Consider the following 15,188-nt stretch of genomic DNA (forward strand, 5'->3'; position numbering starts at 1 on the left):
TCAACTGGCGCCAGGCGTTTCCGGCGCTGTTTTTGATTCGTTTCAATGAAAGGGTTCAAAACAGGCCCGGACGGGTATCCTGAGGACAGTAGTTCGCCAACGGGCGCCTGCCCCACAGGCTGCGGCGCCCACTTCAGGAGCACAGGAAAATGGTTTCAGCGAGCGTCAAAGACGTCGCGGCACTGGCCGGCGTCTCGGTGGGAACGGTCTCCAATGTGCTGAACCGGCCACAGAAAGTTTCCGCGGAAGTCACCCTCAGGGTCCAGTCCGCCATCGACAAACTCGGCTTCGTCCGGAACGACGCCGCGCGCCAGTTGCGCGCGGGAATGAGCCACAGCATCGGCCTGGTGGTTCTGGACGCTGCCAACCCCTTCTTCTCGGATCTGGCCAGGGGCGCGGAGGACCGCGCCGCCGCGGAGAACTTCACCGTCCTCGTCGGCAACAGCAACGAGGACGAGGGCCGGGAATCGGCCTATCTGGATCTCTTCGAACAGCAGCGCGTGCGGGGCGTGCTGCTGTCCCCGGTAGGCAATGTGATTCCCCGGCTGGAGCAGCTCCGGCGCCGGGGCATCCCGACGGTGCTCGTAGACCGGCAGACCGAGAACAAGAGCTTCTCCTCCGTGGCCGTGGATGACCTGGCGGGCGGGGAGATGGCTGCGGCCCACCTGTTGTCGCTGGGCCGGCGGCGGATCGCGTTCGTCGGAGGCCCGGCCAGCATCCGGCAGGTCGCGGACCGTTTGGCAGGGGCGCGGAAGGCCATCGACGCCGTTGCGGGTGCAACCCTCGAGGTCATCGCCACCGAATCCCTGACCGTACTTTCGGGCCGGGCGGCCGGCGAGTCCATCCGGTCCCGCCCGGAAGCCGAACGCCCGGATGCGATATTTGCGGCCAACGACCTCCTTGCCGTGGGTGCCCTGCAGGGGCTGATGCTCATGGGCGGCGTCAAAGTACCGCAGGAGATTGCGCTGATCGGCTACGACGACATCGAGTTCGCCGCCGCCGCCGTCGTACCGCTGTCCTCGATCCGGCAGCCCAGCGCCCTCATCGGCTCCACCGCCCTGGAACTGCTGCTCCGGGAAGCGGAGTCCGAGGATGGCTTTGCACCCAGCCAGGTGGTCTTCCCGCCCGAATTGATAGTGAGGGCCTCCACGCAGGGCTAAAAAGCAGGGCTGAAAGGAGGCCCCGATGGGCAGCACAGATTATCAGTTCCGGACCGTCTGGCGGGTCGCGGGTACGCCGGAAGAGGTCGTGGCCGCCCTTGGCGACGCCACCACCCTGCCCCTGTGGTGGCCGTCCGTCTACCTCAGCGCCGAGCCGGTGGCCGGCGTTCCCGAACCCCTGCCCGGCATTCCGCGCCCCACGCGTCTGCACACGAAAGGCTGGCTGCCCTATACGCTCCGCTGGACCCTGACGGTCACGGAGCCAATCACGCCACGCGGCTTCGCCCTCACCGCGGCCGGCGACCTCAACGGCACCGGCCGCTGGAGCTTTGAAGTGGACGGACCGGAAACGGTCATCACCTACGACTGGCACGTCCGTGCCGCGAAGCCCCTGCTGCGGCGGCTGAGCTGGCTGCTGAAGCCGGCCTTCGCCGCTAACCACCGCTGGGCGATGGCCCGCGGCCAGGAGAGCCTCGCCCTGGAGCTGCGCCGGCGCCGCGCGGCAGCGCGGAGCACCGCGGGGAGCACCGCGCCCGGGGCGCCGGCTGTTCCACCGCCGCCGCCGCCCACCTTTGCCTGGCTGAGCCGGCGCGCAGCCCGCACAGATACGTAGCCGGCCGCCTAGCGTCCGGACGCCTGCCCGGGCCCTCCGCCCTTGGACTTGTGCACAACGGGACGGGGGTGACTCATACAATTGACCATTGAGGCCAGAGGGCATTCCACGGTTAGCTAAGTCACATCCTCGTTTCCCGTGACCGTTCAGGACTCCTCATGACCTTGCAGAAAAACCGGCCCTCCGGCAGCGCCACCCACTGGGACGACGTCGAGATCGGCGACGCCGTCCACCTCCACCGGGGCGGACGCCTTGAGCACGCGGGCCTCGTCGATAACCGCACGCCCGACGGCGACGTCGTATGGGTGCTCTCCGACGGCGGGCACCGGCAGCTGTTCCACGTTGCCGACGGCTTCGAACTGAGCGTGGCAGACCCCGAAGGAGCCGGCCATGCTGGCAACTGACCGGCCGACGGCCCTGTCGCGGCAGCCGGAAATCCTGTCCGGCTCCGCGGCCGGGACGGACCCCTGGGCCGCTTCCTGCCCAGACGACTGCCACTACTGCTCGGGACCCGAGACCGACTAAGGAAAGCGGCTCCGGCTCCGGGAAACAGCACGCACCGCAGTTGACCTCGGCCGACGCCCGGGAAATCACAATCCGGACATCAATCGGGCTCCGTCGCGGTGGCATCGTTGACTAAGGCAACGGCGGGCATAATGGTTGAGCCATGAGGTCTCAGCGAATGAAGCACGCACTGGTTGTGACAACGGCTGCCGCGGTGGCCCTCCTTCTCAGCGGTTGCGGGGGCAGCTCGACGCAGGCCCAGTCGGCCACGTCCCCGGCCAGCCCGTCTGCCACCGAAACAAGCCAGCCGCCCGCGACGTCTGACGCCGCGCCGGAATCCCCTGCGGCCGCCGCACCATCCAGCGCCAAGGGCGGCCCCGAGCTGTGCAAGGCCGCCAGCCTGACCGGCACCACCGACGCCACGGGCGGCGGCGCGGCCGGCAGCATTTACATGCAGCTGATCCTGACCAACTCCGGCACCGCACCGTGCCTGCTGAAGGGCTTCGCTGGCGTCTCCCTCACAGCAGGGGCCGACGGTGAGCCGATCGGCGCTGCCGCCACACGCGACGATTCGGGCCCGGTCACCGACGTCACGCTTGCCCCGGGCAAGGCGGGCACTGCCACACTGCGCTACACCCAGGCCGCCAACTACCCGGACTGCACCCAGACGCCGGCGGCAGGATTCCGGGTCTACCCGCCCAACGACACCGCGTCGCTGTTCATCCCGCAGCCACTGGACGCCTGCACCAACACGGAGATCAACCTGCTGACCATCGGTGCCTTCCAGCCCAAGTAACGCCGGTCCCGGCGTCTCTGCTCAAGCGTCTGCGCGCCCGTCCGTCCCGGGACATCTGGCCCCTACGGGACCCGCCGCGGCCGAGGATGGGGCCCGGCTAATAGTGTCGGCGGGGTAGGGCATGATGGAGGAATGAAGGGGCAGGAGCTCGCCGGCGGCACACTCGCGGCCGACGCCATGGACCGGTTCAGCCGGCCGACCCGGGACTGGTTCCTGGGCGCTTTTTCTGCGCCCACCCCGGCCCAGAACGGCGCCTGGAATGCCATCTCCTCCGGGGCGCACGCCCTGGTCGTCGCACCCACCGGCTCCGGCAAGACGCTCGCCGCGTTCCTCTGGGCGCTGGACCGGCTGCTCGTCTCCGCCCCCGCAGAGCCCGAGGCCCTGCCCGGTCTGGACCCGGCGGCCAAGGGCGGGCGCCGGAAAACTGCCCAGGGCAAGGCGCCAAAGCGCAAGACGCGGGTGCTGTACATTTCCCCGCTCAAGGCTCTTGGCGTCGACGTCGAACGGAACCTCCGCGCGCCGCTGATCGGCATCACGCAGACCGCCAAGCGCCTGGATCTGCCGGCCCCGCTCATTACCGTGGGCGTCCGGTCCGGGGACACGACGGCGTCCGACCGCCGCTCGCTGCTCAGCCACCCGCCCGATATCCTCATCACGACCCCGGAATCGCTCTTCCTGATGCTGACGTCCAAGGCCCGCGAGACGCTCAGCGAGGTGGACACGATCATTGTCGACGAGGTCCACGCCGTCGCCGGCACCAAGCGCGGCGCGCATCTGGCGGTGTCGCTGGAACGGCTGGACGCACTGCTGCCCAAGCCCGCCCAGCGGATCGGGCTGTCGGCCACCGTGGAACCCAAGGAGCTGGTGGCGCAGTTCCTCGCCGGTTCGGCGCCGGTGGAAATTGTCGCCCCACCGTCACGGAAGAACTGGGACCTGACCGTCTCCGTCCCGGTGGAGGACATGTCCGATCTCCAGGGTGCCGCCGGGGCCTTCGACTCCGGCCCGGCCTCCGGGCTGCAGCCCCAAGCCTCCATCTGGCCGCATGTGGAGGAAAAGATCGTGGACCTGGTGCTCGCCAACCAGTCCACCATCGTGTTCGCGAACTCCCGCCGCCTCGCCGAACGGCTGACCGCCCGGCTCAACGAGATCTACGCCGAACGCCAGCTCCTGGCGGCCGGCGGCGGCTGGACGGACGTTGGCGCCGGCGCCCCGGACTTCAACGCCGTGCCGCATGCCGTGTCGAGTCCAGTGCCTTCCGGCGTCGGCGTGCCATCCGGCGGTGCTGCCGCGCAGCCCACATCCACCGCCACACCGGCCCACATGATGGCCCAGGCCGGGAGCACCGCCGGCGCCGATCCCGTGCTGGCCCGCGCCCACCACGGCTCCGTGTCCAAGGACCAGCGCGCCCTGATCGAGGATGACCTGAAATCCGGGCGGCTGCGCTGCGTCGTGGCCACGTCCTCACTCGAGCTTGGCATCGACATGGGTGCCGTGGACCTGGTGGTGCAGGTCGAGTCGCCGCCCTCGGTGGCCAGCGGCCTGCAGCGGGTGGGCCGTGCCGGCCACCAGGTCGGCGAAATCTCCCAGGGCGTCCTGTTCCCGAAGCACCGGGCAGACCTCGTCCACACGGCCATCACCGTGGAGCGGATGCTCGCGGGCAAGATCGAGCGGCTCAGCGTGCCGGCCAACCCGCTGGACATCCTGGCCCAGCAGACCGTCGCCGCCACCGCCCTGGGCGCCATCGACGTGGAGGACTGGTTCAGCACGGTCCGGCGGTCGGCGCCGTTCGCCTCGCTCCCCCGCTCCGCGTTCGAGGCCACCCTGGACCTCCTGGCCGGACGGTACCCCTCGGACGAATTCGCCGAACTGCGCCCCCGGGTCATCTGGGACCGGAACGCCGGGACCATCGAGGGCAGGCCCGGCGCGCAGCGGCTCGCCGTCACTTCCGGCGGCACCATCCCGGACCGCGGGCTGTTCGGCGTCTACATCATCGGCACCGAAGTCGAGGGCACCGGCGGTGGCGGCTCTTCCGGCGGTGCAAGTGCGGACGGCAGGGCAGCCAGCCCGGCAGCCGCCGCGGCCAAGGGCGGGCGCCGGGTGGGCGAACTCGACGAGGAAATGGTCTATGAATCCCGGGTTGGCGACGTCTTCGCCCTCGGCGCCACCAGCTGGAAGATCGAGGACATCACGCACGACCGTGTCCTGGTCTCGCCGGCGTTCGGCCAGCCCGGCAAGCTCCCCTTCTGGAAGGGCGACTCCCTGGGCCGGCCGGTGGACCTGGGCCGCGCCCTCGGCGCGTTCATGCGCGAACTGGCGGCGTCCGACGTCGGGCCGGCAACCGAGCGGTGCAAGGCCAGCGGACTGGACGACTACGCCGCGAACAACCTGATCCAGTACCTCGCCGAACAACGGCTCGCCACCGAGGTGGTCCCCAGCGACACCACCCTCGTGGTGGAGCGCTTCCACGACGAGCTCGGCGACTGGCGCGTGGTGCTGCACAGCCCCTTCGGCATGCCCGTGCACGCACCGTGGGCCCTGGCCGTGGGCCAGCGCCTGCAGCAGCGCTACGGGATGGACGGCTCGGCCATGGCCGCCGACGACGGCATCGTGCTGCGCGTGCCCATGATGGAGGATGAGCCGCCGGGCGCCGAGCTGTTCCTGTTTGACCCGGAGGAAATCGAGCAGATCGTGACGGCGGAGGTCGGCGGCAGCGCCTTGTTCGCCTCCCGGTTCCGCGAGTGCGCAGCCCGCGCGTTGCTGCTGCCCCGGCAGAATCCCGGCAAGCGGCAGCCCTTGTGGCAGCAGCGGCAGCGCTCGGCGCAGCTGCTGGATGTTGCCCGGAAGTACCCGACGTTCCCGATTGTCCTCGAGACGGTCCGCGAGTGCCTGCAGGATGTCTACGACCTGCCGGCGCTGAAGGACATCGCCGCGTCGGTGGAGCGCCGCGAGCTCAGGATCGTCCAGACCACCACCCAGCAGCCCTCCCCGTTCGCGAAGTCCCTGCTCTTCGGCTACGTGGCCCAGTTCCTCTACGAAGGCGACTCCCCGCTGGCGGAGCGCCGGGCCGCCGCCCTGGCCCTCGATTCCACCCTGCTCAATGAGCTCATGGGCCGCGTGGAGCTGCGCGAACTGCTGGACGTGAAGGTCATCGAGGCCACCGAGCGCGAACTGCAGCGGCTGGCCCGCGACCGCCAGGTGCGCGGGCTGGAAGGCGTCGCGGACCTCCTGCGCCTTCTGGGTCCGCTCGCGCCGGACGAGGTCGCCGCCCGCCTGGAGCCGGTGGCGGGCCCGGCCCAGGCAAGCGAAACCGCCGGGACCGCCGAGACCGCTGAGACCGACCAAGGGAGCCTGCCCGTCGAAACCCCGGCGACGGAGGCCGACGCCGCCGCCCACCTCACTGCGTTGCAGCGGGCCAACCGGGCGATCAAGGTCAACATCGGCGGCATCGAACGGTTCGCGGCCGTCGAGGATGCCGCCCGGCTCCGGGATGCCCTCGGCGTACCGTTGCCCATGGGTGTGCCGCTGGCCTTCATCGAACCGGTCGCGGACCCCCTCGGCGACCTCGTCTCGCGCTACGCACGCACGCACGGGCCCTTCACCGCCGCCGAGGCCGCGGCGCGGCTGGGACTCGGCGTCGCCGTCGTCGGCACGGCACTGAAGCGGCTGGCCGCGGACGGCCGCGTGGTGGAAGGAGAGTTCCGCCCGCACGCTGCGCCACCGGCAGCCACGGCGGGCAGCCCGGCAGCCGGCGTTGAAGGACCCGGCGTTGAAGGATCCGGGGTTGAAGGACCCGGTCTTGAAGGACCCGGCGAGGAGGCGTTCCAGCCCGCTGTTTTGCCTGTCGTCCTGCCTGCGGCGGGCGTGAGCGAATGGTGCGACGCCGAGGTCCTCCGCAAGCTGCGCCGCCGCTCGCTCGCCGCGCTCCGCGCCGAAGTCGAGCCGGTGGACGCCGCCGCGTACGGCCGGTTCCTACCCGCCTGGCAGAACGTGCGGACCCCGGGCGGCCGCGGGCAGTCCGCGCTCCGCGGCCTGGACGGCATCATCACGGCCATCGACCAGCTCTCCGGCGTGCCCATTCCGGCCTCGGCATGGGAGCCGCTTGTCCTGGCCAGCCGCGTCTCCAATTACCAGCCGGCCATGCTGGACGAGCTCATGGCCGCCGGCGAGGTCCTCTGGTCCGGTGCCGGCTCGCTGCCCGGCAACGACGGCTGGGTGAGCCTGCACCTCGCCGATTCGGCCGAACTGACGCTGAACCCGTCCATCGACTCCGAACCCGGCGACGCGCAGCGACGGCTCCTCGAGCACCTGCAGAACAACGGCGGCGGCTACTTCTTCCGGCAGCTGACCGAGGTTGCCGGTGGCATGGATTCGGTGCTGAGCGACCAGGATGTGGTGGCCGCGCTCTGGGATCTCGCCTGGGCGGGCCGGATTACCGGCGACACGTTTGCCCCCGTCAGGGCCCTGATCGCCGGCGGCCACACCGCGCACCGGCAGGTGGGGCGCGCCCCGCGGGCCCGCGCGCCGCGGCTCAGCCGGCTCGGACGGGCGCACGGCACCGGCCTGCTCGGATCACCGGGACTCACCGGCGGCCGGTATGGATCCGTGACCGGCACCGCGCCCGCTCCCCCGCTCGCCGCGGGGCGCTGGTCCGCGCTGCCGGCCCCGGAGCTCGATCCCACCATCCATGCCCGGGCCACCGCGGAGCTGCTCCTGGACCGCTACGGCGTAGTCACCCGCGGCTCGGTCATGGCAGAAAACATCCTCGGCGGCTTCGGCCTCATGTACAAGGTCCTGGCCCGGCTCGAGGAAGCCGGACGCTGCCGCCGCGGCTACTTCATCGAACACCTCGGCGCGGCGCAGTTCGCCGTCCCGGCCACGGTGGACCGGCTGCGGTCCTACGTCGAGGACGCCGAGCTGCACAAGGCCGAGCCGGTGGCCCTGGCCCTCGCCGCCACCGACCCTGCCAACCCGTACGGCGCCGCGCTGCCGTGGCCTGCGCTCAACGTCGACGCCGGCACCGGCCACCGCCCGGGCCGGAAGGCCGGGGCCCTCGTGGTCCTGGTCGACGGCGCCCTGGCGCTGTACGTCGAGCGCGGCGGCAAGACCCTGCTCGCTTTCAGCGACGACCCCGAAATCCTGGCCGCGGCCGGTTCGGCCCTGGTGGGCGTGGTGACCCGCGGCGCGGTGGACAAACTGATCATGGAAAAGGTCAACGGCCACGGCATCCTGGACACCCCGGTGGCGGCCGCCCTCGCCCAGGCCGGAGCCTATTCCACTCCAAAGGGACTGAGGATCCGTGCCTGAGGGCGATTCGGTCTTCCGCGCCGCCGCACAGCTGCACGCAGCACTGGCCGGGAAGGAACTGGTCTCGTCCGACTTCCGGGTCCCGCGCTTCGCCACCCTGAAGCTCGGCGGCTGGACCGTGGCCGAGGTGGTGCCCCGCGGCAAACACCTGCTGATGCGCGTCCAGGGCCCGACGCCCAGAGACCGGCTCACCATCCATTCGCACCTGAAGATGGAGGGCAGCTGGCAGGTCTACCCGCCCGGGGGCCGCTGGCGGAAGCCCGGCTTCACGGCCCGCTGTGTGCTGCGCACCGCCACGGCCGACGCCGTCGGGTTCTCCCTGGGCATCCTTGAGGTGGTCCGCACCGACCAGGAAGACACCATTGTGGGGCACCTCGGCCCGGACCTGCTGGGCCCGGACTGGGATGCTGCCGAGGCCGAACGCCGGCTGCTCGCGGCCCCGGACGTTCCGATCGGCGTGGCCCTGCTGGACCAGAGCAAGCTGGCGGGCATCGGAAACATCTACCGGTGCGAGGCCTGCTTCCTCGCGGGGGTCCATCCGGCGTCGCCCGTCTCGGCGGTGCAGGATCTGGCCGCCATCATCACCGACGCCCAGGTCCTGCTCTCCGCCAACCTCGGGCCGGGCCGCCGGACCACCGTGCTCAACGCGCGCGGCGTGCCGGTGGGCCGCACCGCCGGGCGCCCCGGTTACTGGGTTTACCGCCGCGAGCACCAGCCGTGCCTCAAATGCGGCACCCCGATCCGCCGCGGCGTCCTTGGCAAGGACAACGGCGCCGGCACCTTCACCGAGGAACGGGACATCTACTACTGCCCCGCCTGCCAGCCCCTGCTGGGCCCGGGAACAGAAGGCGCCCGCTGACGGGGCCCGCTGGAATCAATCGGCCGGGCCGCTGGCCGCCGCCGCAGGGACGGCCGTCCGGGCAACGGCGGCTTCCGTTGCAGTTCCGGCCGCTTCGCTTCCGGCCGCCGGGACGGGACGCGCTTCCGGAACGGTGAACCGCGGCAGCAGCAACTGCACCAGGGGGCCGATGGCCAGCGCGTAGAGCACCGTGCCCACACCGACCGAGCCGCCCAGCAGCCAGCCCGCGCCAAGGACCACCACTTCAATGCCGGTGCGGCAGACCCGGACCGGCCAGCCCGTCCGCCGGGCGAGGCCCGTCATGAGCCCGTCCCGTGCACCGGGGCCCAGGCGGGCGCCGATGTAGCAGGCGGAGGCGACGCCGTTGAGCAGCACGGCCCCGACGAGCAGGCCGATCTGGCCACCAAGATGCGAAAACCGTGGAATCAGGGCCAGCCCGACGTCCGCGAAGACCCCCACCAGCACCGCGTTGCACAGGGTTCCAACGCCGGGCCACTGCCGGAGCGGGATCCACAGCAGCAGCACCAGGAAGCTGACCACAACCACCACCGTACCGAGGCTGAGCCCGGTCCTGGCCGCCAGCCCCTGATGGAGCACGTCCCACGGCGCCGTGCCGAGGCTGGCACGGATGACCATGGCGAGGGAGATGCCGTACAGGGCGAGGCCGATCAGGAGCTGGAGGAGTCTGCGGGTCAACATGGTCTCCATCCTCCACGAAAACTGGCCTTGCAATCCATAGCCAGTTTGAAATACTGGCTCTATGTCCGTCTCATTGACTCCGGGGTCGCTGGCCCGCCTGCTGGGCGAGTGGAACGTCGGCGCCGCCCCCGCCTACCGCGAGCTGGCCGACGTCGTCCGCCTGCTCATCCTCGACGGCCGCGTCGGGCTCGACGTCGCCCTGCCGAGCGAGCGCTCGCTGGCGGCGGCCCTTGGCATCAGCCGCACTACGGTGACAGCGGCCTACGCCCTGCTGCGCGAGCAGGGTTTCCTCAGCAGCGGCCAGGGCAGCCGGAGCCGGAGCTGCATCCCGAGCCAGGGGCCGGTGCATGCCGGCGGCCTCGACGGCGCCCTGCGGCTGAGTGGCGCGCCCGGACTGGCCGTCCCGGACGGGATCCTGGACCTGGCCTACGCCTCGCTGCCCGCCAGCGGCGAAGTGGTGCACCGGGCCTTTGCCGCGGCCCTGACCGAATTGCCGGCCCTGCTGCCGGGCTTTGGCTACGACGCCCTGGGCGTGGGCCCGCTCCGGGAAGCCATTGCGGCCCGGTACACCGCCGCCGGGGTCCCGACCACGGCCGCACAGATCCTGGTCACCTCCGGCGCCCAGCATGCGCTGAACATTGTGCTCCGCACGTTGGCCGGGCGGTCCGGGACCAAGGTGCTGGTGGAACATCCGAGCTACCCGAATGCCCTCGACGCGATCCGGGCCGCGAGCTGCCGCCCGGTCCCGGTGGCCATGCCTGCCGCAACCGCCATCGGCGCACGCCCCAGCGGCAGAGTCCACGGCGGCCGGGTCCACAGCGCAGGCGGCAACGGCCCTGCCCACAATGGCGCAGGCGGCTGGGACCTCGAGGCCATGGAAACGGCGCTCCTCCAGCAGCGGCCCGCGATGGCCTACGTGGTGCCGGACTTCCACAACCCCACCGGCCGGCTGATGCCCGATTCCCAGCGGCGCCGGCTCGTGAAGGCGGCCGCGGCGTCGGGCACTGTGCTGGTGGTGGACGAGACGCTGCGGGAGTTGAACCTCGACGGCGGCGCCTCGACCCCCATGGCAGCTTTCAGCCCGGCGGTGGTCTCCCTCGGGTCCCTCAGCAAGTCGCACTGGGCAGGGCTGCGCACCGGCTGGATCCGCGCCAGCGAGCCCCTCATCCAGCGCTTCGCCGCTGCCCGCACCACCCTGGACCTGGGCGGGCCGGTGGTGGAACAGCTCGCCGCGGCACATCTGGTCAATGCCATGACGGAGCCGCTCCCCGCTCGGCTGGCCGCGCTGCGCGCGAACCGGGACGTACTGGTGGAACTGATGCGGACGCACCTGCCGGGCTGGGAGCCCGAATGGCCCGACGGCGGCCTGTCCGTCTGGTGCCGACTCCCGGCGCCGATCAGCACGGCACTGGCAGTAGTGGCCCCCGACGTCGGGATCCGCCTCGCCGCGGGGCCACGGTTCGGCGTCGGCGGCGCGTTTGAGCAGTACTTGAGGTTGCCGTTCACCCTGCCCCCGGAGCAGCTGGAGACGGCCGTACTGGCATTGCGTTCGGCGCAGGACCGGCTGGAGGCCGCGCCGCAGCTTCGCCGCAACCTGTCGGCCCCGCCGGCCGCGGCCATCGCCTGAGACTGGGCGCCCGCGAGCCCGACCTGCGACACGCATGTGCCCTTGCGACGCGCAACGTTTCCTGCGACGCGCATGTGCCCTGGCGACGCCCGGATTCGGGTGTCGCCAGGGCGCATGCGCGTCGCCAGACGGGATCCGCGTCGCAGCGCCTAGGCGTAGGCCTTCGCCAGGAAGCCTGACCACGCCTGGGCCGTCGCCCCGGCGTCCCCGCTGCCGCTGAAGTCGTGCACGGTCATGCCCACGGGCGCGCCAAAGGCGTTGCGCCCGAAGAAGCGGTACATCGTGTCCGCGGTCCGCAGGCCGAGGAAGTTCTCGTTGGCGAAGTCGACCTCGCCGGTGAGCGGCCCGACGCCGTCGAGCTCCAGCTCCACCGTCTCCCCCTGGGCGGCAGTGTCGACGCCAAGCGCCCTCTTCAGCCGGTTGAAGCCGTCCGGGGTCTGCGAAGCGGCGGGTGCCTGGATGTCCGTGAAGACCACGGGCTTGCCGTCGAAGTACTTCAGGTACTGGCCCAGGGTGTGCAGATAGAACGCCGTGTGCTTGCTGGCGCCGTCATACTGTTCATCCCAGTTGTCCGCAAAGATGCCGCTGTGCACATAGTGCAGCCGGGCCCGGCCGCCGTCGAGCGGTTCCAGGACGTGCTCCAGCTGGTTGAACCAGCCGTCCGGACCGTCCATCCGGGACACCAGGTGGGTGGGGTATTCGTCCACGGTCCTGACCGCCGGCCATTGGTCCGTGGGGAACATCCAGGCCGGGGTGTCCTTGGTGACGGCCTCCCATACCCGTTCCGGGGTGCCGGGCAGTTCGGTGTCGTAGACGATTTCAAATTTCCGTTGGTCAGTCATTGTCCTGCTCCTTGGCTTGTCGGTTTGTTTGTGGGCTTGTTTGTGGGTTTGTTGGCGGGCTGGCTGTTTGTGGGTCTGCGTGCGCTTCCTTGCGTTGCGGCGCCTTCAGCGACGGGTGCAGCGCGACGACCAGCCGGTGCTTGCGTCCCTCCGGCCGGCGACCGTGCGGCGCCCCCGGCGAATCTGCCGGGGAACCAGCCGGAGAACTTGCCGGGAGGTCGGGTCCGCCGTCGTGGTACTTGTCCACGAGCCGGGTCACGGCGACGCCGAGCTCCTCGGCGAAGGCTGCCCGGTCCGCCGCTGAACGGAAGGTGATCTCGCCGTCGATGGCAAACGTGGCGAGTTTCTGCCTTGCCGCTGCCGCCCCGGCGATCAGCTGCCCCATCTCCTGGACCATGCGGGCGGCGAGCGCCAGCAGCCAGAAGGCGGAAAAGCGGTCCGAGAACCGGTGCGGGTCCGGCGCCACCGAGGCCAGCGCCGCCGGCGAAATCAGGTACGACGCCGCCGTCGCCTGCAGGATGCGTTCGGTCACGTTGCCGCGCCGCCGCTCCTCGACGAGCTCGACGAGCCCATGCCGTTCGAGTGCTTTGAGGTGGTAGTTCACCTTTTGCCGCGGCAGGCCCACCTTCGCGGCGAGCTGCGTTGCGGAGCCGGGCTCGGCCAACTCGCGCAGGATCCGCGTCCGGATCGGATCCAGCGAGGCCTCAGCTGCGGCCGGATCCTCAATCACTCCGATGTCCAACATGCTTCAAGTCTGCCCGCCGACAATTTTATTTGTCAAGAACTTTTTTCTCGTCGGCTCGCTGGGTGGCGGGTGGGTGGCGGGTGGGCGTCATCCCGCGAGTTCGCCGGAAGCGTGCGAGTTCGCCGGACGTTTCCGGCGAACTCGGCCGTTGGCAGCGAACTCAAGCACGGGCCCGTGGCGGGAGAGAGCGACCGGCCCCGCGAGGGACGCGGACGCCGGCGGCGCGCGGGTCGTAGCGGGCGCAGGCGGGTGGGCTGTGGCGGGCGCAGGCGGGTGGGCTGGGGTGAGGCCTCGCGAGTTCGCCGGAAGCCTACGAGATCGCCGGACCTTTCCGGCGACCTGGCATGCGTCCGGCGACCTGGGCCACGAGGCGCGGGCCCCGGGGGCTGGGCGGAAGAGGCCGGGCCCGTAGAATGGTCGGGTGATGCAATCCCCCCTTCCCGTGCGCGACGGCGTCAACGCGACGCGTCTGCGCCTGCCGGACGAGGGCCCCTGGGAAACCGCGCTGGACTACATGATGCACCGCTGGGGTCACATTGATCCGCAGGGCATCGAGGACCGGTTCGACGCCGGGGAGATCGTCGGCGAGGCGGGGATCGCCCTGGACCGCAGCACGCCGATGCAGGACCACACGTTCATCTGGTATTACCGCACCCTGCCGCCGGAGACCCGGATCCCGGTGGAGCTGAACATCCTGCACCAGGACGATCACCTGCTGGTGGTGGACAAGCCGCACTTCCTGCCCACCACTCCCGGCGGGACGTACATCCAGGAATCGGCCCTGGTCCGGCTCCGGAACCAGCTCGGCCTCCCGGACCTGATCCCCATGCACCGCCTGGACCGCATGACCGCTGGCATCCTGCTGCTCTCCACGAACCCCGAAACCCGGGGCAAGTACCAGGTGCTCTTCGAAAGGCGCCAGGTCCAGAAGGAATATGAGTGCGTCTCCGCCGCGGAGCCCGCACCGGGCCATCCCGCGGTGGACTTCCCCGTGGTGGTGCGGAACCGGATGACCAAGTCCCGCAGCTACCTGCTGGCCGAGGTGGTCGACGGCGAACCCAATGCGGAAACCCGGATCGAGCGGCTGCACACTTTTGACGGTTCCGGCGCGCCCGGCGTCGACGGCGGCCCCCACCGCCGCGCGCTGTACCGGCTGGAGCCGCACTCCGGGAAGACCCACCAGCTCCGCGTGCACATGGCCTCACTGGGCCTCGGGATCGTCAACGATGCGTTCTACCCGGAACTGCTGGACAAGGCCCCGGACAACTACGCCAAGCCGCTGCAGCTCCTGGCCCGCGGGATCCGCTTCGTGGACCCCATCTCCGGGAGCCCGGTGGAATACCGCAGCAGGCTGGAACTCAGCGAGGCACGCTAGCAGCTGGAAGTGCGGTACCTTGTGCCCATGGACTTCGGAAATGCGGACAGCTGGGGCGCCGCGATCTATTTCTGGATCTTCCCCTTTGTGATCGGCGACGCGATTTTCCCGCCCGTCCCCTCGGAAATGCTGGTCATCACCGGCGGCGCGCTGTCCGCGGAGGGCCGCATCAACGGCTTCCTCGTCGTGCTCCTCGCCGCCGCGTCCTCCTGGCTTGGTGACCTTCTCGTCTTCCAGCTCTTCAAGCGCCGGCTGAGCCACGTACTCGACCGCTGGAAATGGGGCCGGGGGTTCCACGCGGCCGTGCACGCGGCGATCGCGAAAGCCGGCCGGTCCTCCACCTACGGTGCGATCATCGGCCTCCGGTTCATCCCCGGCGGGCGGCTGGCCACGACGGCCGCGGCCGGCATCGCCAACGTCTCCACCCGCGGGTTCAGCCTCTGCGCGGCCCTCGGCGGCCTGCTCTGGGCAGTCTGGTCCGTTGCATTGGGCTATTTCATGGGCTCCGCCACCGGGCTGCCGTTCTGGGCGAGCTCCCTGATCGGCGTCGGCGTCGGGCTGTTGGTCGGAGCGGTCGTGGGCGTGATCGTGACGCGGCGCCGGGGCAGCCCCTCCCCCGTGGAGTCTGCCGCGGTCGACCCGGACGAGGAACTGGACTTTTAGA

Annotated in this window: 13 protein-coding genes; 10 read left to right on the forward strand and 3 right to left on the reverse strand. The window is 70.6% G+C overall.

What is annotated here, in order from left to right; all coding sequences use genetic code 11:
- Positions 1-149: 149 nt before the first annotated feature.
- From C566_RS0110510 to C566_RS0110540, 7 genes are all read left to right on the forward strand, one after another.
- On the forward strand, positions 150-1,160 hold the full coding sequence (locus tag C566_RS0110510; RefSeq protein ID WP_018774297.1) for a LacI family DNA-binding transcriptional regulator: 1,011 nt from the start codon (positions 150-152) through the stop codon (positions 1,158-1,160).
- 25 nt (positions 1,161-1,185) lie between these two features.
- Positions 1,186-1,773, forward strand: coding sequence for an SRPBCC family protein (locus tag C566_RS0110515; RefSeq protein WP_018774298.1), 588 nt, complete (start codon positions 1,186-1,188; stop codon positions 1,771-1,773).
- A 158-nt stretch (positions 1,774-1,931) separates the two neighbouring features.
- A complete protein-coding gene (locus tag C566_RS0110520; protein ID WP_018774299.1) occupies positions 1,932-2,177 on the forward strand; it encodes a hypothetical protein in 246 nt (81 codons plus the stop codon).
- Complete coding sequence (locus tag C566_RS23340; RefSeq protein WP_018774300.1) at positions 2,164-2,298, forward strand: hypothetical protein; 135 nt, start codon at positions 2,164-2,166, stop codon at positions 2,296-2,298. The genes C566_RS0110520 and C566_RS23340 overlap by 14 nt, the downstream gene beginning before the upstream one ends.
- A gap of 142 nt (positions 2,299-2,440) precedes the next feature.
- Positions 2,441-3,073, forward strand: a complete 633-nt coding sequence (locus C566_RS22385) for a DUF4232 domain-containing protein (RefSeq protein WP_026266583.1) — start codon at positions 2,441-2,443, stop codon at positions 3,071-3,073.
- Between the two features lie 132 nt (positions 3,074-3,205).
- Positions 3,206-8,377, forward strand: coding sequence for an Lhr family ATP-dependent helicase (locus C566_RS0110535; RefSeq protein ID WP_018774302.1), 5,172 nt, complete (start codon positions 3,206-3,208; stop codon positions 8,375-8,377).
- On the forward strand, positions 8,370-9,236 hold the full coding sequence (locus C566_RS0110540) for a DNA-formamidopyrimidine glycosylase family protein (RefSeq protein WP_018774303.1): 867 nt from the start codon (positions 8,370-8,372) through the stop codon (positions 9,234-9,236). Before C566_RS0110535 ends, C566_RS0110540 begins: the two co-directional genes overlap by 8 nt.
- A gap of 15 nt (positions 9,237-9,251) precedes the next feature.
- On the opposite strand, the gene yczE is transcribed toward C566_RS0110540, so the two are convergent.
- Positions 9,252-9,935, reverse strand: coding sequence for a membrane protein YczE (gene yczE / locus C566_RS0110545; RefSeq protein WP_043466715.1), 684 nt, complete (start codon positions 9,933-9,935; stop codon positions 9,252-9,254).
- Between the two features lie 61 nt (positions 9,936-9,996).
- Here yczE and yczR point away from each other — a divergent pair, with 61 nt between their 5' ends.
- Positions 9,997-11,562 (forward strand): MocR-like transcription factor YczR, encoded by a 1,566-nt coding sequence (gene yczR / locus C566_RS0110550; protein ID WP_018774305.1) that lies wholly within the window; start codon positions 9,997-9,999, stop codon positions 11,560-11,562.
- Positions 11,563-11,711: 149 nt separating this feature from the next.
- Here yczR and C566_RS0110555 read toward each other — a convergent pair whose 3' ends face one another.
- Positions 11,712-12,404, reverse strand: coding sequence for an SRPBCC family protein (locus C566_RS0110555; RefSeq protein WP_018774306.1), 693 nt, complete (start codon positions 12,402-12,404; stop codon positions 11,712-11,714).
- Positions 12,397-13,149, reverse strand: coding sequence for a winged helix-turn-helix domain-containing protein (locus C566_RS0110560; RefSeq protein WP_018774307.1), 753 nt, complete (start codon positions 13,147-13,149; stop codon positions 12,397-12,399). The genes C566_RS0110555 and C566_RS0110560 overlap by 8 nt, the downstream gene beginning before the upstream one ends.
- Positions 13,150-13,573: 424 nt before the next feature.
- Here C566_RS0110560 and C566_RS0110565 point away from each other — a divergent pair, with 424 nt between their 5' ends.
- Entirely contained in the window at positions 13,574-14,524 is a 951-nt protein-coding gene (locus C566_RS0110565; protein ID WP_018774308.1) for an RluA family pseudouridine synthase, read from the forward strand.
- A gap of 27 nt (positions 14,525-14,551) precedes the next feature.
- Positions 14,552-15,187 carry a DedA family protein gene (locus tag C566_RS0110570; protein ID WP_018774309.1) on the forward strand — a complete coding sequence of 212 codons (636 nt, stop codon included), beginning with the start codon at positions 14,552-14,554 and terminating at the stop codon, positions 15,185-15,187.
- Position 15,188: the final 1 nt, after the last annotated feature.

It is taken from the genome of Arthrobacter sp. 131MFCol6.1 (assembly GCF_000374925.1).
Lineage (GTDB): Bacteria > Actinomycetota > Actinomycetes > Actinomycetales > Micrococcaceae > Arthrobacter.